Annotated in this window: 25 protein-coding genes; 15 read left to right on the top strand and 10 right to left on the bottom strand. The window is 70.9% G+C overall.

Annotated features, from left to right (window positions below):
* Positions 1 to 28 precede the first annotated feature (28 nt).
* Both I4Q42_RS20100 and hemC read right to left on the bottom strand, forming a co-directional pair.
* On the bottom strand, positions 29 to 730 hold the full coding sequence (locus I4Q42_RS20100; RefSeq protein ID WP_198577875.1) for a uroporphyrinogen-III synthase: 702 nt from the start codon (positions 728 to 730) through the stop codon (positions 29 to 31).
* Positions 727 to 1,695, bottom strand: coding sequence for a hydroxymethylbilane synthase (gene hemC, locus I4Q42_RS20095; protein WP_198577874.1), 969 nt, complete (start codon positions 1,693 to 1,695; stop codon positions 727 to 729). Before hemC ends, I4Q42_RS20100 begins: the two co-directional genes overlap by 4 nt.
* 69 nt (positions 1,696 to 1,764) lie before the next feature.
* On the opposite strand from hemC, the gene tsaD reads away from it, so the two are divergent.
* The 6 genes from tsaD (at position 1,765) to I4Q42_RS20065 (ending at position 7,660) form a co-directional block, all read left to right on the top strand.
* Complete coding sequence (tsaD, locus tag I4Q42_RS20090; RefSeq protein ID WP_198577873.1) at positions 1,765 to 2,880, top strand: tRNA (adenosine(37)-N6)-threonylcarbamoyltransferase complex transferase subunit TsaD; 1,116 nt, start codon at positions 1,765 to 1,767, stop codon at positions 2,878 to 2,880.
* Positions 2,877 to 3,872 (top strand): NAD(P)H-dependent glycerol-3-phosphate dehydrogenase, encoded by a 996-nt coding sequence (locus I4Q42_RS20085; protein WP_198577872.1) that lies wholly within the window; start codon positions 2,877 to 2,879, stop codon positions 3,870 to 3,872. The genes tsaD and I4Q42_RS20085 overlap by 4 nt, the downstream gene beginning before the upstream one ends.
* A gap of 516 nt (positions 3,873 to 4,388) precedes the next feature.
* Positions 4,389 to 5,054 carry a pyrimidine 5'-nucleotidase gene (locus I4Q42_RS20080; RefSeq protein ID WP_198577871.1) on the top strand — a complete coding sequence of 222 codons (666 nt, stop codon included), beginning with the start codon at positions 4,389 to 4,391 and terminating at the stop codon, positions 5,052 to 5,054.
* Positions 5,051 to 5,896: a 2,3,4,5-tetrahydropyridine-2,6-dicarboxylate N-succinyltransferase gene (gene dapD, locus I4Q42_RS20075; protein WP_198577870.1), complete on the top strand. Its 846-nt coding sequence runs from the start codon at positions 5,051 to 5,053 to the stop codon at positions 5,894 to 5,896. Before I4Q42_RS20080 ends, dapD begins: the two co-directional genes overlap by 4 nt.
* A 20-nt stretch (positions 5,897 to 5,916) precedes the next feature.
* Positions 5,917 to 7,188 carry a leucine-rich repeat-containing protein kinase family protein gene (locus tag I4Q42_RS20070; protein WP_332873119.1) on the top strand — a complete coding sequence of 424 codons (1,272 nt, stop codon included), beginning with the start codon at positions 5,917 to 5,919 and terminating at the stop codon, positions 7,186 to 7,188.
* Between the two features lie 28 nt (positions 7,189 to 7,216).
* On the top strand, positions 7,217 to 7,660 hold the full coding sequence (locus tag I4Q42_RS20065; RefSeq protein ID WP_198577868.1) for a DUF805 domain-containing protein: 444 nt from the start codon (positions 7,217 to 7,219) through the stop codon (positions 7,658 to 7,660).
* Positions 7,661 to 7,937: 277 nt separating this feature from the next.
* On the opposite strand, the gene I4Q42_RS20060 is transcribed toward I4Q42_RS20065, so the two are convergent.
* Together I4Q42_RS20060 and I4Q42_RS20055 are read right to left on the bottom strand one after the other, a co-directional pair.
* On the bottom strand, positions 7,938 to 8,486 hold the full coding sequence (locus I4Q42_RS20060; RefSeq protein WP_332873120.1) for a Panacea domain-containing protein: 549 nt from the start codon (positions 8,484 to 8,486) through the stop codon (positions 7,938 to 7,940).
* Between the two features lie 114 nt (positions 8,487 to 8,600).
* Positions 8,601 to 9,080: a cupin domain-containing protein gene (locus I4Q42_RS20055; RefSeq protein WP_198577866.1), complete on the bottom strand. Its 480-nt coding sequence runs from the start codon at positions 9,078 to 9,080 to the stop codon at positions 8,601 to 8,603.
* Between the two features lie 65 nt (positions 9,081 to 9,145).
* On the opposite strand from I4Q42_RS20055, the gene dapE reads away from it, so the two are divergent.
* From dapE to I4Q42_RS20040, 3 genes are read left to right on the top strand one after another with little or no spacing between them, the layout of a single operon-like run.
* On the top strand, positions 9,146 to 10,306 hold the full coding sequence (dapE, locus tag I4Q42_RS20050; protein ID WP_198577865.1) for a succinyl-diaminopimelate desuccinylase: 1,161 nt from the start codon (positions 9,146 to 9,148) through the stop codon (positions 10,304 to 10,306).
* A 56-nt stretch (positions 10,307 to 10,362) separates the two neighbouring features.
* On the top strand, positions 10,363 to 11,118 hold the full coding sequence (locus I4Q42_RS20045) for a hypothetical protein (RefSeq protein WP_198577864.1): 756 nt from the start codon (positions 10,363 to 10,365) through the stop codon (positions 11,116 to 11,118).
* Between the two features lie 9 nt (positions 11,119 to 11,127).
* Positions 11,128 to 12,048 carry a glutaminase gene (locus I4Q42_RS20040; RefSeq protein WP_198577863.1) on the top strand — a complete coding sequence of 307 codons (921 nt, stop codon included), beginning with the start codon at positions 11,128 to 11,130 and terminating at the stop codon, positions 12,046 to 12,048.
* Between the two features lie 221 nt (positions 12,049 to 12,269).
* Here the strand turns inward: I4Q42_RS20040 and truA are convergent, their stop codons facing one another.
* Positions 12,270 to 13,016 carry a tRNA pseudouridine(38-40) synthase TruA gene (gene truA / locus I4Q42_RS20035; RefSeq protein WP_198577862.1) on the bottom strand — a complete coding sequence of 249 codons (747 nt, stop codon included), beginning with the start codon at positions 13,014 to 13,016 and terminating at the stop codon, positions 12,270 to 12,272.
* Positions 13,016 to 13,942, bottom strand: coding sequence for a methionyl-tRNA formyltransferase (fmt, locus tag I4Q42_RS20030; protein WP_198577861.1), 927 nt, complete (start codon positions 13,940 to 13,942; stop codon positions 13,016 to 13,018). Before fmt ends, truA begins: the two co-directional genes overlap by 1 nt.
* 135 nt (positions 13,943 to 14,077) lie before the next feature.
* Between fmt and I4Q42_RS20025 the strand changes: the two genes are divergently transcribed.
* From I4Q42_RS20025 to I4Q42_RS20015, 3 genes are all read left to right on the top strand, one after another.
* On the top strand, positions 14,078 to 14,434 hold the full coding sequence (locus I4Q42_RS20025) for a cell surface protein (RefSeq protein WP_198577860.1): 357 nt from the start codon (positions 14,078 to 14,080) through the stop codon (positions 14,432 to 14,434).
* Between the two features lie 281 nt (positions 14,435 to 14,715).
* A complete protein-coding gene (locus I4Q42_RS20020; protein ID WP_198577859.1) occupies positions 14,716 to 15,036 on the top strand; it encodes a hypothetical protein in 321 nt (106 codons plus the stop codon).
* A 260-nt stretch (positions 15,037 to 15,296) separates the two neighbouring features.
* Positions 15,297 to 15,434 (top strand): hypothetical protein, encoded by a 138-nt coding sequence (locus I4Q42_RS20015; RefSeq protein ID WP_198577858.1) that lies wholly within the window; start codon positions 15,297 to 15,299, stop codon positions 15,432 to 15,434.
* Positions 15,435 to 15,614: 180 nt separating this feature from the next.
* Here I4Q42_RS20015 and I4Q42_RS20010 read toward each other — a convergent pair whose 3' ends face one another.
* Complete coding sequence (locus I4Q42_RS20010) at positions 15,615 to 16,085, bottom strand: COG3650 family protein (protein ID WP_232793311.1); 471 nt, start codon at positions 16,083 to 16,085, stop codon at positions 15,615 to 15,617.
* 48 nt (positions 16,086 to 16,133) lie between these two features.
* Here I4Q42_RS20010 and I4Q42_RS20005 point away from each other — a divergent pair, with 48 nt between their 5' ends.
* The 3 genes from I4Q42_RS20005 (at position 16,134) to I4Q42_RS19995 (ending at position 18,803) form a co-directional block, all read left to right on the top strand.
* Positions 16,134 to 17,261, top strand: coding sequence for a DNA cytosine methyltransferase (locus I4Q42_RS20005; protein ID WP_198577857.1), 1,128 nt, complete (start codon positions 16,134 to 16,136; stop codon positions 17,259 to 17,261).
* 76 nt (positions 17,262 to 17,337) lie between these two features.
* On the top strand, positions 17,338 to 18,324 hold the full coding sequence (gene cysK / locus I4Q42_RS20000; RefSeq protein WP_198577856.1) for a cysteine synthase A: 987 nt from the start codon (positions 17,338 to 17,340) through the stop codon (positions 18,322 to 18,324).
* Positions 18,325 to 18,353: 29 nt separating this feature from the next.
* Complete coding sequence (locus tag I4Q42_RS19995; protein WP_198577855.1) at positions 18,354 to 18,803, top strand: very short patch repair endonuclease; 450 nt, start codon at positions 18,354 to 18,356, stop codon at positions 18,801 to 18,803.
* 121 nt (positions 18,804 to 18,924) lie between these two features.
* Here the strand turns inward: I4Q42_RS19995 and I4Q42_RS19990 are convergent, their stop codons facing one another.
* The 3 genes from I4Q42_RS19990 to I4Q42_RS19980 all read right to left on the bottom strand — a co-directional run bounded on the left by I4Q42_RS19990 (position 18,925) and on the right by I4Q42_RS19980 (position 21,496).
* Positions 18,925 to 20,682: an ATP-binding protein gene (locus I4Q42_RS19990; protein WP_198577854.1), complete on the bottom strand. Its 1,758-nt coding sequence runs from the start codon at positions 20,680 to 20,682 to the stop codon at positions 18,925 to 18,927.
* A 185-nt stretch (positions 20,683 to 20,867) separates the two neighbouring features.
* Positions 20,868 to 21,173 (bottom strand): DUF167 family protein, encoded by a 306-nt coding sequence (locus I4Q42_RS19985; protein ID WP_198577853.1) that lies wholly within the window; start codon positions 21,171 to 21,173, stop codon positions 20,868 to 20,870.
* Between the two features lie 8 nt (positions 21,174 to 21,181).
* Positions 21,182 to 21,496 (bottom strand): YggT family protein, encoded by a 315-nt coding sequence (locus I4Q42_RS19980; RefSeq protein ID WP_198577852.1) that lies wholly within the window; start codon positions 21,494 to 21,496, stop codon positions 21,182 to 21,184.
* Between the last annotated feature and the right edge of the window lie 41 nt (positions 21,497 to 21,537).

Below are 21,537 nucleotides of genomic sequence, written 5' to 3'. Positions count from 1 at the left end.
CCACGCGCCGATTGGGTGCAACTTCGCCTTAGAGGACCAGCAGGTCGAGCAGCGCTGTTTCGTGGGGGCGCGGCGCGGCGGCCACAGGGCCGAGCTTGCCGGCGTCGGCCAGCTCCGCCAGGGGGGCGGCCACGGCGGGGGACAGGCAGAAGGCGCGCAAGCCTGGGGCGGGGCGGCTTTCCAGCAAAGCGGCCAGGGCGCGGGCGGCCTTGGGCGAATGCAGCAGCACGCCGGCCAGAGCGTCGAGCGCGGCGAGGGTCGAAGGCTGGGGCGCGCGCTCGATGCTTTCGTAGACGGCGACCGACCTCGCCTCAATTCCCGCGCGGGCCAGGGGCGAGGCGAGGTCGCCGGCCGGCTCGGCGGCGGCCGGATGCAGCACCGCGCCGGCGAAGGCCCGGGCGGCGATCAGGGCGGCGAGTTCGGCGACGTCGCCCTGCGCCGATTCGATGGTGGAAAACCCGGCCTCGGCGGCGGCGTGGGCGGTGGCGGTCCCGACCGCGAAAACCGGCAGGGCGCGTTCGCCGCTGGCCCGGACGAAGGCGGCGACGCCGTTGAGGCTGGTGAAGGCCAGGGCGCCGACGCCGGCCAGATCGGCCGTCCACGGCAGGTCGCGGATTTCCAGCAGCGGGTCGACCAGGGGCGTGAAGCCCAGGGCGGAAAGGCGCGCGGCGGTGGCTTCGGCGCCGGGGCGGGCGCGGGTGATCCAGAGGCGGGGCGCGCCCGTCGTCATTCGCTCGGCGCGATGATGGCGTCGCCGCCCTCGGCCTTGACGGCCGCGCCCAGGTCCAGCCCAAGGGCGAGCGCCTTGCCGGCGTCGTCCTCGCCCGTCAGCACCACCTGGCCCTCGTGGCGGACCCGGACGACGCCGTCGGGGCTGAGGGCCTCGACCAGCAGACTCAGGCGCGCGCCGTCCAGGCGGCCATAGGCGCCGACGGCCGTGCGGCACGAGCCTTCCAGGGCGTAGAGCGCTCCGCGCTCGGCGGCGACGGCGATGGTGGTCGGACGGCAGCGGATGGCTTGCAGCCAGGGGGCGTCGACATCCTCGGCCCGGCTCTCGATGGCCAGGGCGCCCTGGCCAGGCGCCGGCGGGGCGGCGACCGGATCGAGCCAGCTCTGCGGAATATGGCCCAGGCCCAGGCGGTTGAGGCCCGACTGGGCCAGCAGGATGGCGTCGGCCTCGCCGCGCTCCAGCTTGGCCAGGCGCGTATCAACATTGCCGCGCAGCATGACGATGTCGAGATCGGGCCGCACGTGCAGGGCCTGGGCCTGGCGGCGCAAGCTGGCGGTGCCGAGGCGCGCGCCCTTCGGCAGGTCTTCCAGCCGCTCGGCCTTGTGGCTGATGAAGGCGTCGCGGACGTCCTCGCGCTCGGGCGTGGCGGCCAGAACGAGGCCCGGCGGCAGCACGGCCGGCATGTCCTTCAGCGAATGGATCGCGCAGTCGATGCGGCCGTCGAGCAGGGCCTCCTCGATCTCCTTGGTGAAGAGGCCCTTGCCGCCGATCTCCATCAGCCGGCGGTCCTGGATGCGGTCGCCGCTGGTGACGATCGGGATCAGCTGGGCATAGGTCGCGATCTCTTCGGGACCGGCGTCCAGCGGCGCGCCGAGCGCATGGGCGATCCGCACCTGCATGTGGCCGGACTGGGCGAGCGACAGCTTGGAGCCGCGGGCGCCGATGCGGATGGGTTGCCGGGACACGGTCGGAGGGTTACCTGCATGCGAAACGAGACTTCGCTGCTACAGGAGCCGCGGGACCCCCGCAACCGGATGACGACCCTTACGAACTCGGGCCTGAAGCAGGGTCTCACCATCCTTGGTCTGGAGACCAGCTGCGACGAGACCGCCGCGTCCGTCGTGCGCCGGGACGCGGACGGCCGGGTGACGGTGCTGTCGTCGATCGTCGGCACCCAGTTCGAGCAGCACGCCCCGTTCGGCGGGGTGGTGCCCGAGATCGCCGCCCGCGCCCATGTGGAGGTCATCGACAGCGTCGCCGCCGAGGCCATGCGCGCGGCCGGCATCGGCTATGACGCCCTGGACGGCGTGGCGGCCACGGCTGGTCCCGGCCTGGTCGGCGGGGTGATGGTCGGCCTGGCGTTCGGCAAGGCCGTAGCCCTGGCCCGCGACCTGCCGCTGGTGGCGGTCAACCATCTGGAGGGCCACGCGGTCTCCGCGCGCCTGGGGGCCGAGGTCGCCTATCCCTTCCTGCTGCTGCTGGTTTCGGGCGGCCACTGCCAACTGCTGGAAGTCGGCGGCGTCGGGGCCTGCAAGCGCCTGGGCACGACGATCGACGACGCGGCCGGCGAGGCCTTCGACAAGATCGCCAAGAGCCTGGGCCTGCCCTATCCGGGCGGCCCGGCCCTGGAAAAGCTGGCCAAGACGGGCGACGCCTCGAAATACGAGCTGCCGCGCGCGCTTCTGGGCCGCAAGGACTGCGACTTCTCGTTCTCGGGCCTGAAGACCGCCGCCGCCCGCATCGCCGCGACCCTGACCACCGACCAGGAACGCGCCGACCTGGCCGCCGCCGTGCAGTTCGCCATCGCCCGCCAGCTGTCGGAACGCTCCGACCGGGCGATGAAGGCCTATGCCGTCGAGCACCCCGCCGGCGAGCGCCGCTTCGTCGTCGCCGGCGGGGTGGCCGCCAATGGCGCGGTGCGCGCGGCCCTGCTCAAGATCTGCGACGACAACGGCTTTACGTTCGACGCCCCGCCGCTGGCCTATTGCACCGACAACGCCGCCATGATCGCCCTGGCCGGGGCCGAGCGGCTGGCGGCGGGCATTTCCGATGATCTGGACGCCGTCGCGCGTCCCCGCTGGCCCCTCGACGAGGCCGCGGCGTTATCCAATCCGAGCAACAGTTTCGGACGCAAGGGAGCCAAGGCATGACCTTCACGCACGCGGGCGTCGTCGGCGCCGGCGCCTGGGGCACGGCCCTGGCCCAGGTCGCCGCGCGCGCCGGCCTCAAGGTGACCCTGCAGGCCCGCGAGCCCGAGGTCGTCGCCTCGATCGCCGACAAGCGCGAGAACACCCTGTTCCTGCCGGGCGTGGCGCTGGAGCCGGCCATCACCGCCGTCACCGACATGGCGGCCCTGGCCGATTGCGACCTGATCCTGGCCGTGCCGCCGGCCCAGCACCTGCGCTCGGCCATGGCCGCGCTGAAGCCGCACCTGAAGGCAGGCGTTCCGGTGGTTCTGTGCTCCAAGGGCGTCGAGCAGGGCACCCTGAAGCTGATGACCGACGTGGCGGCCGAGACCCTGCCGGGCGTCGACATCGCCGTGCTGTCGGGGCCCAGCTTCGCCGGCGAGGTGGCCCGGGGCCTGCCCGCCGCCGCCACCCTGGCCTGCGACGACGAGGCGCTGGGCCGCAAGATCGGCGAGGCCATCGCGATCCCGACCTTCCGCCCCTACTGGGCCGCCGACGTGATCGGCGCCGAGGCCGGCGGTGCGGTGAAGAACGTCCTGGCCATCGCCTGCGGCATCTCCGAGGGCAAGGGCCTGGGCCGCAACGCCCACGCCGCCCTGATCACCCGCGGCTTCGCCGAACTGACCCGCCTGGCCGTGGCTTTGGGCGGCAAGACCGAGACCGTCGCGGGTCTCTGCGGCCTGGGCGACCTGGTCCTGACCTGCTCCAGCCCGCAGTCGCGCAACATGAGCGTCGGCCTCGCCCTGGGCCAGGGCCAGACCCTGGAACAGGCTCTGGCCGGCAAGGTTAGCGTCGCCGAAGGCGTCGCCTCGGCCCCGGCCGTCCGCGCCCTGGCTCGGAAACTGGGCGTCGAGACCCCGATCTGCGAGGCCGTCGCCGCCATCCTGGCCGGCGAGGTCGACGTCGACAGCGCCATCCTCGGCCTGCTCTCCCGCCCGCTGAAGGCGGAGGGGTAGTTTTTCGAAATCCTCCCCCTCTGGGGGAGGTGGCGCGAAGCGCCGGAGGGGGCCGTTTTCAGCTTCCGGGGCGCTGGCCGTCTCAGCAGATGCGGGCCCGCCCGCCGCGGCGCCCCCCCCACCCCCCCCCCCGGCGGGGGCGCCACGCAGACAAAGGGACCCCCGCGGCAACACAGAGCACCCCCCCAGCCCCGCGACCCCCAAAAAAACAACGGAAACACCCCCGCCCCCGCCCCCCCCCCCGCGCCCCCCCCCGCCCCCCCCCCCGCGCCGCCCGGCGCGCCCCCCGCCCCCCCCCCCCCCCCCCCCCCCCCCCCCCCCCCCTGGGGGCTCCCACTCGCCCCCGCCCCCGGCGGCCGCACCCCCTCCCCCCCCCGCCGCGCCCCCCCCCCCCCCGGGGGGGGGGGGCGGCCCCGCCCGCCCGGCGCCCCCCCGTTTTCAGCTTCCGCCGCGCCAAGGCCCCTCCCCCCTCCGTCCGCTATGCGGACACCTCCCCCATGGGGGGAGGTTCCAGCCATGAGCGCCGACCTCTCCCACGTCGATACCTGGCTGTTCGACCTCGACAACACCCTGTACCCGGCCGAGACCGAGTTCATGGGGCTGATCGAGGGCCGGATGACCGACTTCGTCGAGCGCTTCACGGGCCTGCCCCGCGAAGAGGCCCGGGCGCTGCAGAAGAAGTACTATCTGGAGCACGGCACCACCCTGGCCGGGCTGATGACCTATCACGGCATGCCCCCCGCCCAGTTCCTGGAAGAGGTGCACGACGTCTCGATGGAGAACCTGGTCCCCGACCCGGCCCTGCACGCGGCGATCAAGGCCCTTCCCGGCCGGCGGCTGGTGTTCACCAACGGCTCGCTGGGCCATGCCGAGCGGGTGCTGGGCCACCTGGGGCTGCGCGGCCTGTTCAGCGAGATCTTCGCCATCGAGACGGCCGACTACATCCCCAAGCCGTCGCTGGCGACCTTCGACAAGATCAGCAAGCTGCACGCCATCGATCCGCCGACCACGGCCTTCTTCGAGGACAGCGAGAAGAACCTCGTCCCGGCCGCGCGACTGGGCATGACCACCGTGCTGGTCGGCGCCCACGCGGCCGCCTCGACCTCCGAACACGTCCATCACCGCACCAACGACCTCGCCGGGTTCCTGAGCTCGGCGCGCCTGAAGGAAGCTTCCGTATGACCGCCCTGACCTTCGCCGATCTGCAGACCGAGATCGAAGCCGCCTGGGAGGCCCGCGACGGCGTCTCCACCGCCACCACCGGCCCGGTCCGCACCGCCGTGGAAGAGGCCCTGCTGCTGCTCGACGGCGGCAAGGCCCGCGTCTCGGAAAAGATCGACGGCGCGTGGACCACGCACCAGTGGCTGAAGAAGGCCGTGCTGCTGTCGTTCCGCCTCAACCCCAACACCGTGATGCGCGCCGGCTCGCTGGGCGGCGGCGTCGGTCCGTGGTGGGACAAGGTTCCGAACAAGTTCGACGGCTGGGACGCCCCGCAGTTCGAGGCCGGCGGCTTCCGCGCCGTCCCGGGCGCCATCGTCCGTCGCGGCTCGTACGTGGCCAAGAACGTCATCCTGATGCCGTCCTTCGTCAACATCGGCGCCTTCGTCGATGAAGGCACCATGGTCGACACCTGGGTGACGGTCGGTTCGTGCGCCCAGATCGGCAAGCACGTCCACCTGTCGGGCGGCGTCGGCATCGGCGGCGTGCTGGAGCCCCTGCAGGCCAACCCGACCATCATCGAGGACAACTGCTTCATCGGCGCCCGCTCGGAAGTGGTCGAAGGCGTGGTCGTCGGCGAAGGCTCGGTCCTGTCGATGGGCGTCTACCTGTCGGCCTCGACCAAGATCGTCGACCGCAAGACCGGCGAGATCCACATCGGCAAGGTGCCGCCCTACAGCGTCGTGGTGCCGGGCAGCCTGCCCGACAAGAACGGCGGCCCGAGCCTGTACTGCGCCGTGATCGTCAAGACGGTCGACGCCCAGACCCGCTCGAAGACCTCGATCAACGACCTGCTGCGCGACTGATCCGCGTGATGGGGGCGGCCGTGAACGAGACACTGGCCGCCCTGCGCGCCGGCGACCTGGCCGGCGCGACGAGGCTGGACCTCTCCGGCGCGGACCTTTCCGAGGTTCCGCCGGAGGTGTTCGCTCTGGCCGAGACGCTGGAGGTGCTGGACATCGGCACCACCCGGATCTCGGCCCTGCCCCATGACTTTTCGCGCCTGAAGCGGCTGACCGTGCTGTTCGCCTCCGGCGCGCCGTTCCAGCGCCTGCCCGAGGCGCTGGGCGACTGCCCGGCGCTGAGCCAGGTCGGTTTCCGGGGCTGCGGGATCGAGATGATCCCCGCCGAGGCCTTGCCGCCGGCGCTGCGCTGGCTGACCCTGACCGACAACCGCATCGAGACCCTGCCGGCCGCCCTGGGCGAGCGCCCTCTGCTCCAGAAGCTGATGCTGGCCGGCAATCGCCTGGCCGCCCTGCCGGAAAGTCTGGCGGGCGCGAAGAGCCTGGAGCTGCTGCGCATCGCCGCCAACCGGTTCGAGGCCCTGCCCGGCTGGCTGGTCGACCTGCCGGCGCTGGCCTGGCTGGCCTGGGCCGGCAATCCGTTCGACACCGCCATCCCCGAAGCGGCCGTTCCGCCGGTCGCCTGGCGCGATCTGACCGTCGGCAAGGCCCTGGGGCGCGGGGCGTCGGGCGATGTCTTCGAGGCCGCGTGGAACGGCCGACCTGCCGCCCTGAAGCTGTTCCGCGGGACCATGACCAGCGACGGCCTGCCCGAGCGCGAGATGGCCGCCTGCCTGGCCGCCGGCGAGCATCCGAACCTGACCGGCGCCCTGGGCCGCATCGTCGGCCATCCCGACGGCGCGCAGGGCCTGCTGATGCCGCTGCTGCCCGACGGCTGGCGGGTGCTGGCCGGCCCGCCGAGCGCCCAGAGCTGCAGCCGCGACGTCTATGCCCCGGACCTGAGCCTTTCCCTCGACGTCGCCCGCCGCATCGCCTGCGACGTGGCCGCCGGGACCGCGCGGCTGCACGCGCGGGGCCTCAGCCACGGCGACCTTTACGCCCACAACGTGCTGTGGGACGGGACCACCGGGACGGCCGTGCTCAGCGACTTCGGCGCGGCCGCCTTCGCGCCGCCGGGTGAAGCGGAGCGCTGGACGGCGCTCGACGTGCGGGCCTTCGGCCTGCTGCTGGGCGAGGTGCTGGACCGGGTGGACGGCGACGTCCCCGCCGCCCTGCGCGACCTGGAGGCCGCCTGCGTGCAGCCGGACAGCGGCGCCCGCCCGTCGATGGACGCGGTGCTCTCGGCGCTTTCCTGAGCGGCCGGATCACGCTCTAGTCGAGGCCATGCAAGGCCTGGTCGGAAAGCTGAAACCGTTCTTCGCCGTCTCGGGCCGCGCCACCCGGCTGACCTATTGGCGCATGCAGCTGGCCATGGCCCTGGCGAGCGCCATCCTGATGTGCCTGGTCGTCGCCGCCACCCGGATCGGCGGCTGGCTGGGCGCGGTTCCCTGCCTGCTGTTCCTGCCAGTCGCCGCCGCCGGGATCTGCGTCGCCGTGCGCCGGCTGCATGACAGGGGCAAGGCGGCGGGCTGGATCCTGGTCTTCGGCCTGGGCCCCTACAGCCTGACCGCCCTGGCCGGCTGGGCCTATGAGGACGGCGGCGTCATCGTCGGCCTGCCCCTGGCCCTGGCGGCGCTGGTGTTGTCCGGATGGGCCTGGATCGAGCTGGGCTTCCTGCGCGGGACGCGGGGCGAGAACCGGTACGGGGCGGAGCCGAAGAGGCTCTAGCCTATTGGCTCAACGCACCGACAGGTGCCACAGAAAGACGAGTGCGCCGGACACCTCGTAGAGAACTCTCAGCCCTGGCACGCGTGAGGTTCGAGGCGTAACGGCGACGAAGAGTTCCCGCCCTTCGAAGGCCGGGCATCTCTCGTTGTCGAACGGCAAGCGCGCCAGTTGCCACTCAAGGTTTTGAACCCCTTCGTCGATAAAGGGGAACTGCCGCTGCAAGGCGTAGACCGCGCCCTCGAAGAGCTCCGAATGTCGGATCAAGAAAGGGGGCCGATCAGAAGGGGCGCGTGTGCGCATGGGCGGCCGCGGTTTCCAGCGCCCAAGCCCGATCGTCGTCCGTAACTTCCACCGGCGCCAGTTGCAAGGCGGTGAAATACGGGATGACCTCGCCCAGAGCGGCCGCCTCCCAGGCGGCGTTGTGGCTGATCTCACTGATCTGACGCGCCGTCTTGCCGCGCACGAAGTCCGCGACGTCGCTCAGCAGGTTCAATTCTCGCTCGGCCAGACGCGAAGCCTTGAACGGCGCGGTGGCGACGTAGTCCTTCTTGAAGAAGCCATGATAGTCGACCTCACGCGCCGTGAGGCGACCTTCACGCGACAGTTCCTCAACCGCCGACGTCAGATGCCGAGCCGTGGGACCGAACTTCTGCTTCAGATAGTCGACACCCGTGAGCGGCCGGCCTTCCTCGAGGAAGTTCATCATGTCGGCGAAGTAGAGCATCTTGTGGAGCTTGACGTTGCCCAGCTCCTCCGGCGGGCAATAGCTCGCCAGAAAGAGGATCGCCTCTTTGAACTTTTCCCGATCGAATTGGACGGCGGACACGGGCAAGGCAAATCTCCGAATCGGAGTTGAATCCTCGCGATCCTGATCGTCAACGGAACAAATTAAGAACTATCGAGACCTTGTGCCTCCGACGAGCGGCAAAGTCAATATTTCCTACCGCTTGCGCCCGGTCTCGACCTCATACGGCGCCCCGTCCCGATGCCGATACGTCTCCTCGCCAGGGCGGATGATCAGGTCGAGGTCGGGGTAGTCGCAACCGTCCTCCTCGGGACGGCGCGAGCCCATTTCCAGCAGGACGGCGACGGCGTTCGAGCGGTTCTGGATCTGATGGCCGTTGGGAACGCCGGCCTTGAAGCCCGCGCAGTCGCCGGCCTTCAGCACCGTCTCGCCGTCTTCCTCGACAAGCACCACCTCGCCCTCGACCACCCAGACGAACTCGTCCTCGGCCGTGTGCCAATGGCGCTGGCTGGACCAGACGCCGGGCTCCAGCCGCATCAGGTTGACGCCGAACTGGGTGAGGCCGACCGCGTCGCCCAGCTTCCAGCGCTGGCGAGCCTTGCAGGGTTCGTCGAACGGGGCCGGATAGGCCGTGCCGTGGCGGGTGGGGGCCTGGTCGATGTCGATCTTGGGCATGGTCGGTCTTCGAGGAGAAACGTGAGAAATTGCGTCGCGCGGAAGGGAAGCCTAAAGCCTGCACCATGACCAGCCCCGCGCCCGTTTCCGTCAGCATCGACGCCGTCGAGCTGGCCCAAGCCCTGATCCGCCGCCCGTCCGTGACCCCCGCCGACGAGGGCGCGATGGACGTGCTGCAACGCCAGCTGGAGGGGCTGGGCTTTGCCTGCCGCCGGATGAAGTTCGGCGAGATCGAGAACCTCTACGCCCGGCGCGGCACGGCGCGGCCCAACCTCTGCTTCGCCGGTCATACCGACGTGGTGCCGGTGGGCGACGATGCGGCCTGGACCGCCGGTCCGTTCGAGGCCGAGATCAAGGACGGCGTGCTGTACGGCCGCGGCGCGGTCGACATGAAGTCGGCCATCGCCTCGTTCGTCGCCGCCGTGGCCAACACCCCCGAGCATCCCGGCTCGATCAGTTTCCTGATCACCGGCGACGAGGAGGGCGTGGCCGAGGACGGCACGGTCAAGGTCGTCGAGGCCCTGGCGGCCGAGGGCGAGATCATCGACCACTGCATCGTCGGCGAGCCGACCAGCGCCAACCTGCTGGGCGACATGGTCAAGATCGGCCGGCGCGGCAGCATCAACGCCTGGATCGCCGTGGACGGCAAGCAGGGCCACGTGGCCTATCCGCACCGGGCGGCCAACCCGATCCCGGTGCTGGTCGACATCCTGTCGCGCCTGCAGAGCCGGCTGCTGGACGAGGGCTATACCGGCTTCCAGCCGTCGAACCTGGAGGTGACCACGGTCGACGTCGGCAACACCGCCACCAACGTCATCCCCGCCTCGGCCAGGGCCCGCGTCAACATCCGCTTCAACCCGGCCCACAAGGGCAAGGACCTGGCCGCCTGGATCGAGGGCGAGTGCCGGGAAGCCGCCGAAGGCTTCTCGGGCCGTGTAGAGGCCCTGTGCAAGATCAGCGGCGAGGCCTTCCTGACCGAGCCGGGCGCCTTCACCGACGTCATCGTGGCCGCCGCCCGCGAGGCCACCGGCCGCGAGCCGGAACTCTCGACCACCGGCGGCACCAGCGACGCCCGCTTCATCCGCGCCATCTGCCCGGTCGTCGAGTTCGGCCTCGTCGGCTCGACCATGCACCAGGTGGACGAGCGGGTTCCGGTCGAGGAGGTGCGGCAGTTGGCCGTGGCCTACCAGGCGCTGATCCGGCGGTACTTCGAGGCGTTCGCCTGAACGCCACACCCTGGGATTGAAACGCCACATCAACGGTTGTCGAGCGACAAGAGTTGATGATCTGGGCCAGGGACTATGACGGGGAATTCTCTCAAACCGAGCGAGTGCTGGGTTGGGCGCTCACGTTCGGCATGGCGGGTCTTTTTCTCGCCGGCCTGTCCTGGGTGGATTCACGCAATGACATGCGTTTGGCCACAGCGGTCGCCGCGACGCCAAACGTCGTCGCCAGTTGGCGTTTGGAAGCGCCTTGGGGTTGGCTGACCTGGCCGGTCGGCTTTACGCCGTTCTTCTTCGTCCCCGGTTTGTTTGGCGTCATGAATTGGCGCCTGCACCCCGCCCTAGGGCGACGGGTGCGGGGCATTGTGCTGACGCTGCTCGTCCTGGCCATGGGCGGCGTCCTGGCCACTATCGCCGCCTTTTCCGGCCATCAGCGCGGAGTGGCCTCGCTCGACGGGGTCGTATGGCTGAAGGATAAGCAGGTCGTCGCCCGCGCCCCTTGGCGCGCCGCGACCGGCGTAAACATAGCCTGCAGGGCCGAGGGCCGTTCGAATCGACTCAAGCCGACTTACATCGTCCGCTTCCAAGGCGATCGCAGTGCGGATCTCTCGCCGGATTGGGGCGAACCGATCCTGGATTGGATGGACAGGCTGGACAACGTGCCCAATGTGCTCGCCTCGGTTCCTACATCCGTCGATCGTTCCGACCTTTTCGAGTGCGTCGCGCTACATTCCAGGGGGCTGGATGAAGAGGATCGAGCGCGCCTCAAGCGCATTCTCGGCTTGCCAGCCGACAACATAGACGGCGTCGGCTAAGACAGGGCCATGAACGAGCTCTCCATCGACGAAGTCCTCGCCGAGGTCGCCGTGCTGGTGAAGCCGCACTTCGGCAAGGGGCGGGTGCCCGACTACATCCCGCAGCTGGCCACCGTGCCGGGGACCAAGTTCGGCATGGCCGTGCGCACGGTCGACGGCGGCGAGCACGTGATCGGCGACGCCGACGAGGGCTTTTCGGTCCAGAGCATCACCAAGGTGCTGAGCCTGGGCCTGGCGCTGAACCGCATCGGCGACGAGGTCTGGGTGCGGGTCGGCAAGGAGCCGTCGGGCACGCCGTTCAACCACCTGTCGCAGCTGGAATCCGAAGGCGGCTTCCCGCGCAATCCGTTCATCAACGCCGGCGCCCTGGCGGTGACCGACATCCTGCTCGACAAGGTCAAGGATCCCGCCGCCCTGGTGCGCGGCTTCGCCGGTTTCCTGGCCGACGGGCCGGTCGAGATCGACGAGGCGGTGGCCGCCTCCGAGCTGGCCAACGCCTGGCAGAACCGGGCCATCGCCAACCTGATGCGCGGCAAGGCCACCATCACCCACGACCCCGAGGCCGTGGTCGCCGCCTATTGCCGCCAGTGCGCCCTGACCATGAGCTGCCGCCAGCTGGCCCGGGCCTTCCTGCCGCTGGCGGCCGGCGGCTTCTCGCCGCTGGTGCAGGAGACGATCTTCGCCGAGCGCCTGACCCGGCGGCTCAATTCCCTGCTCCTGACCTGCGGCATCTATGACAGCGTCGGCAGCTTCGCCTACCGCGTCGGCCTGCCGGCCAAGAGCGGCGTCGGCGGGGGGATCGTGGCGGTCGTGCCCGGCAAGGCGACGGTGGCGGTGTGGTCGCCGGAGCTCGACAGGTTCGGGACGTCGGTGGTTGGGGCCAGGGCGCTGGAGGCGTTCGCGCAGCTGACCAATTGCTCGGTGCTTTAGAGATCCCTCTCTTTGAGAGAGGGAGGGGCCCAGGCGAAGCCTGGGAGGGTGAGAGGTAACAAACTCTCCGAATGAAGCTCGGCGTTTCAGCCTTCGGCACGCCAGGCGCCGCTTAGGGACTTGAGGTTTGGAGAGGCTTGGAGTTTGCCGGCCGACTGCGAAACCTCTCACCCTCCCACCGCTTCGCGGCGGGCCCCTCCCTCTCTCGAAGAGAGAGGGTTTTAAGGGGCACCGTACCCCACGCCGACCAGATAGAGCCCGTCGGCCGGGGCCACGGGGCCGCATTGGGTGCGGTCCTTGGCTTCGAGGGCGGCCTTGACGTCACCGGGCTCCCAGCGGCCGGCGCCGACCTCGACCAGGGTGCCGGTCATCGAGCGCACCTGGCGATGGAGGAAGCTGCGCGCCTCGAAGTCGAGGTGGATCTCCTCGCCGACCTGGCGCACGCGGGCGACGTCCAGGGTCTTCAGCGGCGATTTGGCCTGGCAGTGCATGTCGCGGAAGGTGGTGAAGTCGTGCAGGCCCACCAGCGCCTGGGCGGCCGCGTGCATCGCGTCGGCGTCCAGCGGCTTCTTCATGTGCCAGACCTTGCCCTTGTCGAGGGCCGGCGGGGCGCGGCGGTTGAGGATGCGATAGAGGTAGCGCCGCTCGTTGGCCGAGAAGCGGGCGTGCCAGTCCTCGGGCGCGACCTCGGCGTCGAGGATCGACACCGCCTCGCGCATCAGGTGGGCGTTGAGGGCGTTCATCACCGTCTGGGCCGGCCAGTCGCGCTCCAGATCGACATGGACGACCTGGCCGGTGGCGTGGACGCCGGTGTCGGTGCGGCCGGCGGCGGCGATGCGCAGTTCCTGGCCGCTGAAGGCCTTCACCGCCGCCTCGATCGCCCCCTGCACGCTGGGCAGGGTCGCCTGGGCCTGGAAGCCGGCATAGGGGCGGCCGTCGTACTCGACGAGGAGGCGGTAGCGGGGCATCAGGCCAGGACCGTCCCGGCGGCCAGCGGGAAGCCGCGCAGGAAGTCGCCGGCGTCCTGCGCGCCCTTGCCTTCGCGCTGGGCCTTGAGCAGGCGGACGGAGCCCTCCCCGCAGGCGATCAGCAGGTCGTCGTCGAGCACGGTTCCTGCCTCGCCGTCGGCGTCCTCGACCTTGGAAAGCAGGGCCTTCACGCGGACCGGGCCCTTGTCGGACGGGGCCTCGAACCAGGCGCCGGGGAAGGGCGACAGGCCGCGGATGTGGCGGTCGATCTCGGCGGCGGGGCGGGTCCAGTCGATGCGGGCCTCGGCCGGCTTGATCTTCTTGGCGTAGGTGACGCCGTCTTCCGACTGCGGCGTCTCGATCGCGCCGCCGCGTTCGATGGCGGCCAGGGCCACCGGCAGCAGGCGGGCGCCGACGGCGGCCAGTCGGTCGTGCAGGCTGGAGACGGTGTCGAGCGCGTCGATGCGCACGCTCTCCGACAGCAGGACGGGACCTTCGTCGAGGCCCTCGCTCATCCGCATCACCTGGACGCCCGTCACGGGATCCCCGGCCATGATCGCCCGCTGGATCGGGGCCGCGCCGCGCCAGCGGGGCAGCAGGCTGGCGTGCAGGTTGAAGCAGCCGAGCTTGGGCGCATCCAGCACGGCCTTGACCAGGATCTGGCCGAAGGCGACGACGACGGCGGCGTCGAGATCCAGCGCCTGGAAGGCCTCGATCTCCTCGGGCGTCTTCATCGAGATCGGGGTGCGGACCGGCAGGCCCAGGCCCTCCGCGAAGGCATGGACCGGCGAGGGCTTCAGCTCCTGGCCGCGGCCGCGCGGGGCGGGCGGCTGGGAGTAGACGCAGGCGATCTCGTGGCCGCTGGCGACGAGTTCGGCCAGGCAGGCGACGGCGAAGTCCGGGGTTCCGAGGAAGGCGATGCGCATGGCGGGGGTTTAGCCTCGCCGGGGCTCGGGGGAAAGCCGCGCGGAGTCGCCGGGCGCGACGAGAGTCGGAACCTCGACCGTTCGCGCATCGTTGTTTGCCGGACTCTTTGCAACCACGAGCGTTGGAGAAGACCCATGCGCACCCTCGCCCTGATCGCCGCCTCCGCCCTGGCCCTGTCGGCCGCCGCCTGCTCGGACCAGCACGCCCAGCAGATCAAGGAAGGCGCCGCCGCCGCCGGCCAGGACATCAAGGAGGCCGCCAGCGAGATCAAGAACGATCCCGACGTCAAGGAAGCCGGGACGGCCCTGAAGGAAAGCACCAAGGAAACCGCCGCCGACCTCAAGGTCGCCGCCGGCGACGCCGTGGACGCGGCCAAGGAAGCGGGCGCCAAGGCCGGCGACAAGGCCCAGGAAGCCGGCAAGGACATCACCCGCGAGAGCAAGGAAGCGGGCACGGCGGCCAAGAAGGAAGTCCACGAGGCCACGAAGTAGGGCGGAAGTTATCCACAGGGCGCGCCAGTCTCACCTTCTCCCAGAGGGAGAAGGAGGGGCCCGCGCCGCAGGCGTGGGAGGATGAGGGGTTAGGGACGGAAGACGGCGTGCCGGCACGCCGGCTGGCGGCGTAACCCCTCACCCTCCCAGGCTATCGCCTGGGCCCCTCCCTCTCCCTCTGGGAGAGGGTCTATCCCCGCTGGCCGTCGTGCTGATGCGAACGAATCCAGCGCCCTAGACGAAAACGCACGTTTCTCATCCCCGGCCTCGAAACCGGCCGCATGCTCTTGCTCATGAGCAACGACACCTCCCGCGCCTGGTGCGCGAAGATCCAGCAGCGGCTGATGGCCGCCATGGATGACGTCTGGGCGGCGATGGAGGACGGCCTCGACCGCGAGGCCCTCCGCAAGGCGAGCGACAAGGTGCGGCTGCTGGGCCAGATGGCCGCGACGGTCCGCAAGATCGTCGTCGCCCTGCCGCCCGAGCGGGCTGCGCGGACGGCGGGCGGCTGGCTGTCGGCGCTGGAGGCGGAGATCGCTTCGCCGCCAAGGCCGGAGCGGAAGATCGACGCGCTGAAAGGCGGGGCGCGGGGGCGGCTTTAAATCCCTCTCCCCTTGCGGGAGAGGGTGGCCTGCGAAGCAGGTCGGGTGAGGGGTCTCTCAGACCTCGACGCTGCGAAGGCGGTCAGGCTGGGCGAGGCGGTTTCTTCTGAGAGACCCCTCATCCGACGGCCTTCGGCCGCCACCTTCTCCCGCAAGGGGAGAAGGAAACCCCTGCCCTCCCCGCTTGCAAGCTCCGCAGGCGGAACCATATGTCGGTCGTGGGCGCTGGATTTTCAGACCCGCAACGGACTTGAAACACCATGGCCGCCAAGGCCCTCATCGCATTCGCCATCGTCGCGGCCATCGCCGTCGGCCTGCTGCTGCCCACCCCGGGCCGCTCGCACAAGGCGCAGGCCACCCAGTCGCAGATCGAGACCATCGACATCAAGGGCGGCTGATCGCCGCCCGGGCGGACATCAAGGGCGGCTGATCGCCGGCCTTCGGCGACACAGCAAACCGCTACCTAAAAGAATGTCATCGCCCGACTTGTTCGGGCGACCCAAGCGGCGTGTCAGGACGGCAAGCTCAGCTTGGGTCGCCCGCATGAAGCGGGCGATGACTGCTGATGTGGTGGGCCGCTAAGGCCGCCGCTGCTTTTCCAGCTCCTCGACCCGCCCCGCGCAGCCCTTCAGGGTCGCGCCGTCCAGCCAGACCTCGGCGGCGTGGCTGAAGACCCGGTCGGACATGCCGTCCGAACAGGGCTGGGGCGTCAGGCGGAAGACCAGGCGGTGACCCGCGCCGCCCGCTTCGCCGGGCTGTTCGGCGTCCCAGACGCCTTCCTCGCCGTCGATGCGCACGCCGGGATTGGGCAGGGCGACCGCGCCGCCGTCCATGCGATCCAGCAAAAGCCCGTCCTCGCGGATGCGGCCGCTCCAGAACGGCTCGGTCCCCACCAGGTCGAAGTCGCCGCCATAGTCGGGACCGACCGCGGCCGGGGCGTCGGCGGGCGCGGCGCTGGCCCCCTCGGCCTGGCCCATCGGCCCGTCGCCGCAGGCGGCCAGAAGCAGGCAAGCGGCCCCAACGACGACGGCGGCGGCGAAACGCATCATGCGGGCGCTATCCTCGAAGCGGCGGCTCAAGCTAGTGTCCGCGATACGATGAATCACAACGCCCGCCCCGTCTTCTATGAATTCTTCGCCGGCGGCGGCATGGCCCGCATCGGCCTCGGCGAGGGCTGGAGCTGCGCCTTCGCCAACGATTTCGACCCGGTGAAGGCAGCCACCTACCGCGCCAACTTCGCCGACGCCGAGGACCACTTCCAACAGGGCGACGTCTTCAAGCTGGAGGCCGCCGACCTGCCCGGGCAGGCGGACCTGGCCTGGGCCTCGAGCCCCTGCCAGGATTTCAGCCTGGCTGGCGCGCGGGCGGGCCTGCATGGCGGACGCTCCTCGGCCTTTTTCGGCTTCTGGCGGCTGGTCGAGGCGCTGGACGCCGAGGGCCGCGCTCCGACCACCATCGTCATCGAGAACGTCGTCGGCCTGCTGACCTCGCATCGCGGCGAGGACTTCACGGCCCTGTGCCAGGCCCTGGCCGACCAGGGCTACCGCTTCGGGGCGCTGGAGATCGACGCGGCCAGCTTCACCCCGCAGTCACGGCCGCGCGTGTTCGTGGTGGCCACCCGCGCGCCCACCGACGGCCTGACCGGCCAGGGCCCGTTCCACAGCCGCGCCGTGCGTGAGGCCGCCGCCCGCCTGCCGCAGGCGCTGAAGGACCGCTGGCTGTGGTGGGCCCTGCCCGCCCCCCCGGCCCGCAACACCGACCTGTCGACCGTGCTGGAGCCCGACGCCGCCGTCGCCTGGCGCAGCGACGAGGCGACTCAGGCCCTGCTGGCGCTGATGGCCCCGGCCCACCGCGCCTCGGTCGACGCCCGCATCGCCTCGGGCGAGCGCGCGGTCGGCGGCGTGTTCCGGCGGATGCGCGGCGGCGAGCAGCGGGCCGAGGTGCGGTTCGACGGCCTGGCCGGCTGCCTGCGCACCCCGCGCGGCGGCTCCTCGCGGCAGACCCTGCTGGTGATCGACAAGGGCGCGGTGCGCTCGCGCCTGGTCACGCCGCGCGAGGGCGCCCGACTGATGGGCCTGCCCGACGGCTACGCCCTGCCCAAGAGCGCCACGGCCGGGCTGCACGTGATCGGCGACGGCGTGGCGGCCCCGGCCGTGCGCTGGCTGGCCGAGCACCTGCTGACTCCGCTCGCGACCAGGAAATCTGCGGCCCTGGCGGCCGAATAGGTCGCTGACACGCCAATCCCCACGCCCTAAGGTGGAGATCACCAAGGGCCGAAATTCAACGCTCCGAGAGATCCACATGGACGACGCTTCCAGCCTGTACGACGCCGCCCGCTTCAAGCGCGCCGGCCGGGGCAAGATCTACGACTCCATCCTCGACACCGTCGGCGACACCCCGATCATCCGCCTGCCGCGTCTGTCGGCCGAGCTGAAGCCCAAGGGCGAGGTCGTGGCCAAGCTGGAGTTCTTCAACCCGCTGGCCTCGGTCAAGGACCGCATCGGCGTGGCGATGATCGAGTATCTGGAGGCCAAGGGCCTGCTGAAGCCGGGCGGCTCGATCGTCGAGCCGACCAGCGGCAACACCGGCATCGCCCTGGCCTTCGTGGCCGCCGCCAAGGGCTACAAGCTGACCCTGGTCATGCCCGAGAGCATGTCGATCGAGCGCCGCAAGATGCTGCTGCTGCTCGGCGCCAAGCTGGAGCTGACCCCGGCCGAGAAGGGCATGCGCGGCGCCGTGGCCCGCGCCCAGGAGATCATCGACGCCACCCCCGGCGCGGTGATGCCCCAGCAGTTCGAGAACACCGCCAACCCGCTGATCCACCGCGTCTCGACGGCCGAAGAGATCTGGAACGACACGGCCGGCGCCGTGGACGCCGTGGTCTCGGGCGTCGGCACCGGCGGCACGATCAGCGGCGTCGGCCAGGTGCTGAAGGCCCGCAAGCCGGGCCTGAAGATGGTCGCCGTCGAGCCGGAAGCCTCGGCCGTGCTGTCGGGCGGCGCGCCCGGCCCGCACAAGATCCAGGGCATCGGCGCCGGCTTCGTGCCGGGAATCCTCGATCGCGGCGTCATCGACGACATCGTCCAGGTCAGCAACGATGACGCCTTCGCCATGGCCCGCAAGGCCGCCTCGACCGAGGGCCTGACCGTCGGCATCAGCTCGGGCGCGGCCCTGACCGCCGCCTTCGACCTGGCCCTGCGCGACGAATATGCCGGCAAGCTGATCGTGGCGATCATCCCCAGCTTCGCCGAACGCTACCTGTCGACGGCCCTGTTCGAGGGGCTGTAAGGCCTGCCGGCCGGATCGAGGAGCGCGGCGTGACCGACGTCTTCGATCCGGCCAAGCGCTCGGCCGTCATGGCCCGGGTGAAGAGCACGGGCACCACGCCCGAAAAGACCCTGCGGCGGCTGCTGACCGCCCTGGGCGCCCGCTACCGCCTGCACCGCAAGGACCTGCCCGGCTCGCCCGACGTGGTGATGCCGGGACGCAGGCTCGCCTTCTTCGTCCATGGCTGCTTCTGGCACGGACACGACTGCGCGCGGGGCTCGCGCGTGCCCAAGGCCAACCGCGACTACTGGCTGGCCAAGGTGGCCCGCAACAAGGCCCGCGACGTTCGGAGCGAGGCCGCGCTGGCGCAGGCCGGCTGGCGGGTCGAGACGATCTGGGAATGCCAGATGAAGGACGAGACCGCGCTGACGGAGCGGTTGCAGGCGACCCTCTCCCATGGGGAGAGGGAGGGGCCCGCGCCGACAGGCGTGGGAGGGTGAGGGGGTACGCCGTTTACCGCCTTGCACCCGCCGTCCCTGCCCTGTCCGGATAGATCTAAACCCCTCACCCTCCCAGGCTATCGCCTGGGCCCCTCCCTCTCCCTCTGGGAGAGGGTGAGATCTAAGCCGCCACCGTCCGGTTCGAGGGCGGCAGCACCTCGACCAGGGCCGCGTGAAGCTGGGCCGGGTCGATGGGCTTGGCGACATGGGCGTTCATGCCGGCCGAACGGCAGGCGTCCCAGTCCTTGGGGGTCGAGGAGGCGGTCACCGCGATCACCGGCACCCCGCGATTGAGGCCCGGCTCGGCGCGCAGCAGGCGGGTGGTCTCGCGCCCGCCCAGCCCCGGCATGTAGACGTCCATCAGCACCGCGTCGAACACGGTGGAGGCCAGGATCTCCAGCGCCTGCTCGCCGGACTCCGCCAGGATCGGCGTGACGCCGAAGGTCTGCAGCACCAGCTCGATGGCGCGGCGGTTGACCACGTGGTCGTCGACCACCAGCACCCGGGCCCCGGCGATCGAGGCCGTGTCGGCGGCGGCCGGCGGCGCCTCGGTCTCGTCCAGCCGCAGGGTCAGGCGCATGGTCGCCCCGTGGCCCAGGCCGTCGCTGGAGGCCACAAGGTCGCCGCCCATCAGCCGGGCCAGCTCGCGGCTGATCACCAGGCCCAGGCCCGAGCCGCCATGCCGGCGCACGACCTCGGCGTTCAACTGGTCGAAGGGGGTGAAGAGGCGCGGCATGGCCTCGGGCTCGATGCCGCGGCCGGTGTCGGACACCCGGATCTCCAGGGTCCAGCCCTCGCCCTGGCGATGGGCGGCGAGGAAGACGGTGATCCCGCCCCGCTCGGTGAACTTGATGGCGTTGGACAGCAGGTTGTTGAGCACCTGGCGCAGGCGCAAGGAATCGCCCCCGACCCAGCGGGGCAGGCCGCTGGCCCCCTCGAGCCGCAGCTTCAGCCCCTTCTTCTGGGCGTCCGGGCGCCACAGGCGCAGGGTGTCGGCCAGGGCCTGGCGCAGGTCGAACGGCGCGCGCTCCACCGCCATGCGGCCGGCCTCCAGCCGCGAGAAATCCAGCAGGTCGTTGAGCAGGGTGCGCATCATGCCGCCGGCGTCGGCGATCAGCTGGGCGTGGACCTTGGACGAGGCCTCGGGCACCTCGCTGTGCAGCCGCGCGGCGCCGGCCAGGATGGCGCTGATCGGGGTGCGCAGCTCGTGGCTGATCATGGCCACGAAGGCGCTCTTGGCGGCCACGGCTTCTTCCGCCTCGTGGCGGCGGCGCTCGGCCTCGGCCTTGGCGGCCTCCTCGGCGCGCAGGGCGGTCTCCAGCGTGCGGGCGGCCACGGCGACCGAGAAGATCAGCAGCAGCACCCCGAACCACAGGGCGTTGGCCAGGGGCGCGCCGGGATTGGCCGCCCGGCCGATGAACGGCACGATCAGCAGGTAGACGATGTGCGGCGCGGCGGCCGCCAGGGTGGCGGACCGGAGGCTGACATTGACGACGATGACGTTGAGCAGGGCCCCGGCCAGCAGCATGCCGCCCAGGGTGGGGGCGAAGCGCTGGCTGGAGGCGAACAGCGGCAGGGCCAGGGCGCCGAAGATGATCGAGGTCACCGCCGGCATGACCGCCAGCGCCCAGCGCCGCCAGCCGGTCATGAACCGCTCGGGCCCGGCGCTCAGATGCTGGAACAGCCACAGCTCGAACAGCTGGGCGCTGATGTAGGCGGCCGCCCACAGCCACACCCAGCCCATGCCGATGAAGACATGCAGGATGGTGGCCATGGCGATGGTGGCGGTCAGGCGCAGATAGATGTTGCCCCGACGCGCCGCGGCGGCGCGAACGATCGCCGCTTGCCTTGTTCCTTGGCTATTGGCCTTGGCGCTCATGGCGCGGCCCCCGGTGGCCCTATTGATCGCTGCTTTCGCCGAAACTATCGGCGACCGAACGCTAAGAGGATGTGAAAGAACGCTATTCTCCCAGCCGGTCTCTCAATGGCATGGGCGGGGCGAGCTTGCGAGGGCGATGCGGCCCGTCCGGGCGGATTTGTCGCACGCCGCGCGCCGAAGCGCCGCTAAGGCGCCTGCTCCGGACGATCCAGCAGGCGATCCAGGGCGTCCTGGGCCAGGCCCTCGACCTCCAGGCGCTTGAGGCGGGCGGTGGCGCCCGAGGCCACCCGCACGGCCGAGCGTGAAACGCCCAGCCGCTTGGCCAGCAGGGCCGTCAGGGCGGCGTTGGCCTCGCCCTCGACCGGCGGGGCGCTGACCCGCACCTTCAGATAGGGCCGCCCGTCGGCGTCGGCGGCCCAGCCGTCGACCGCGTCGCGCCCGCCCCGCGGCGTCAGGCGCACGGCCAGGACGGCGGTGTCGGCGCCGGCCAAGGCCAGGATCAGCCGAGGATCCGCAGCAGCGTGCCGTGCAGCGGCGGCAGCAGGAAGTTCTCGATGCCGATGATCACCAGGATCAGGATGATCGGCGACAGGTCCACCCCGCCCAGCGGCGGGATCACCCGGCGCAGCGGGGCCAGCAGCGGCGCGGTCACCGCGTCGAGGAAGCGGCTGATCGAATAGACCACGTGGTTGCGCAGGTTGATGACGTCGAACGCCACCAGCCAGCTGATGATGGCGCTGATGATGATCGCCCACTTGAGCAGGCCTAGCAGCGAGCCGACGATGAAGAAGACGAAGTTGATCAGCGGGGCCATGTGCGTTCCATGCGAAGTCGCAAGCTTCTTGCCGCGCCCCG

It is taken from the genome of Caulobacter hibisci, assembly GCF_016135805.1.
GTDB lineage: Bacteria > Pseudomonadota > Alphaproteobacteria > Caulobacterales > Caulobacteraceae > Caulobacter > Caulobacter hibisci.
The sequence above is the reverse complement of the archived record's forward strand: the minus strand, read 5'-3'. Positions and strand labels throughout refer to the sequence as shown.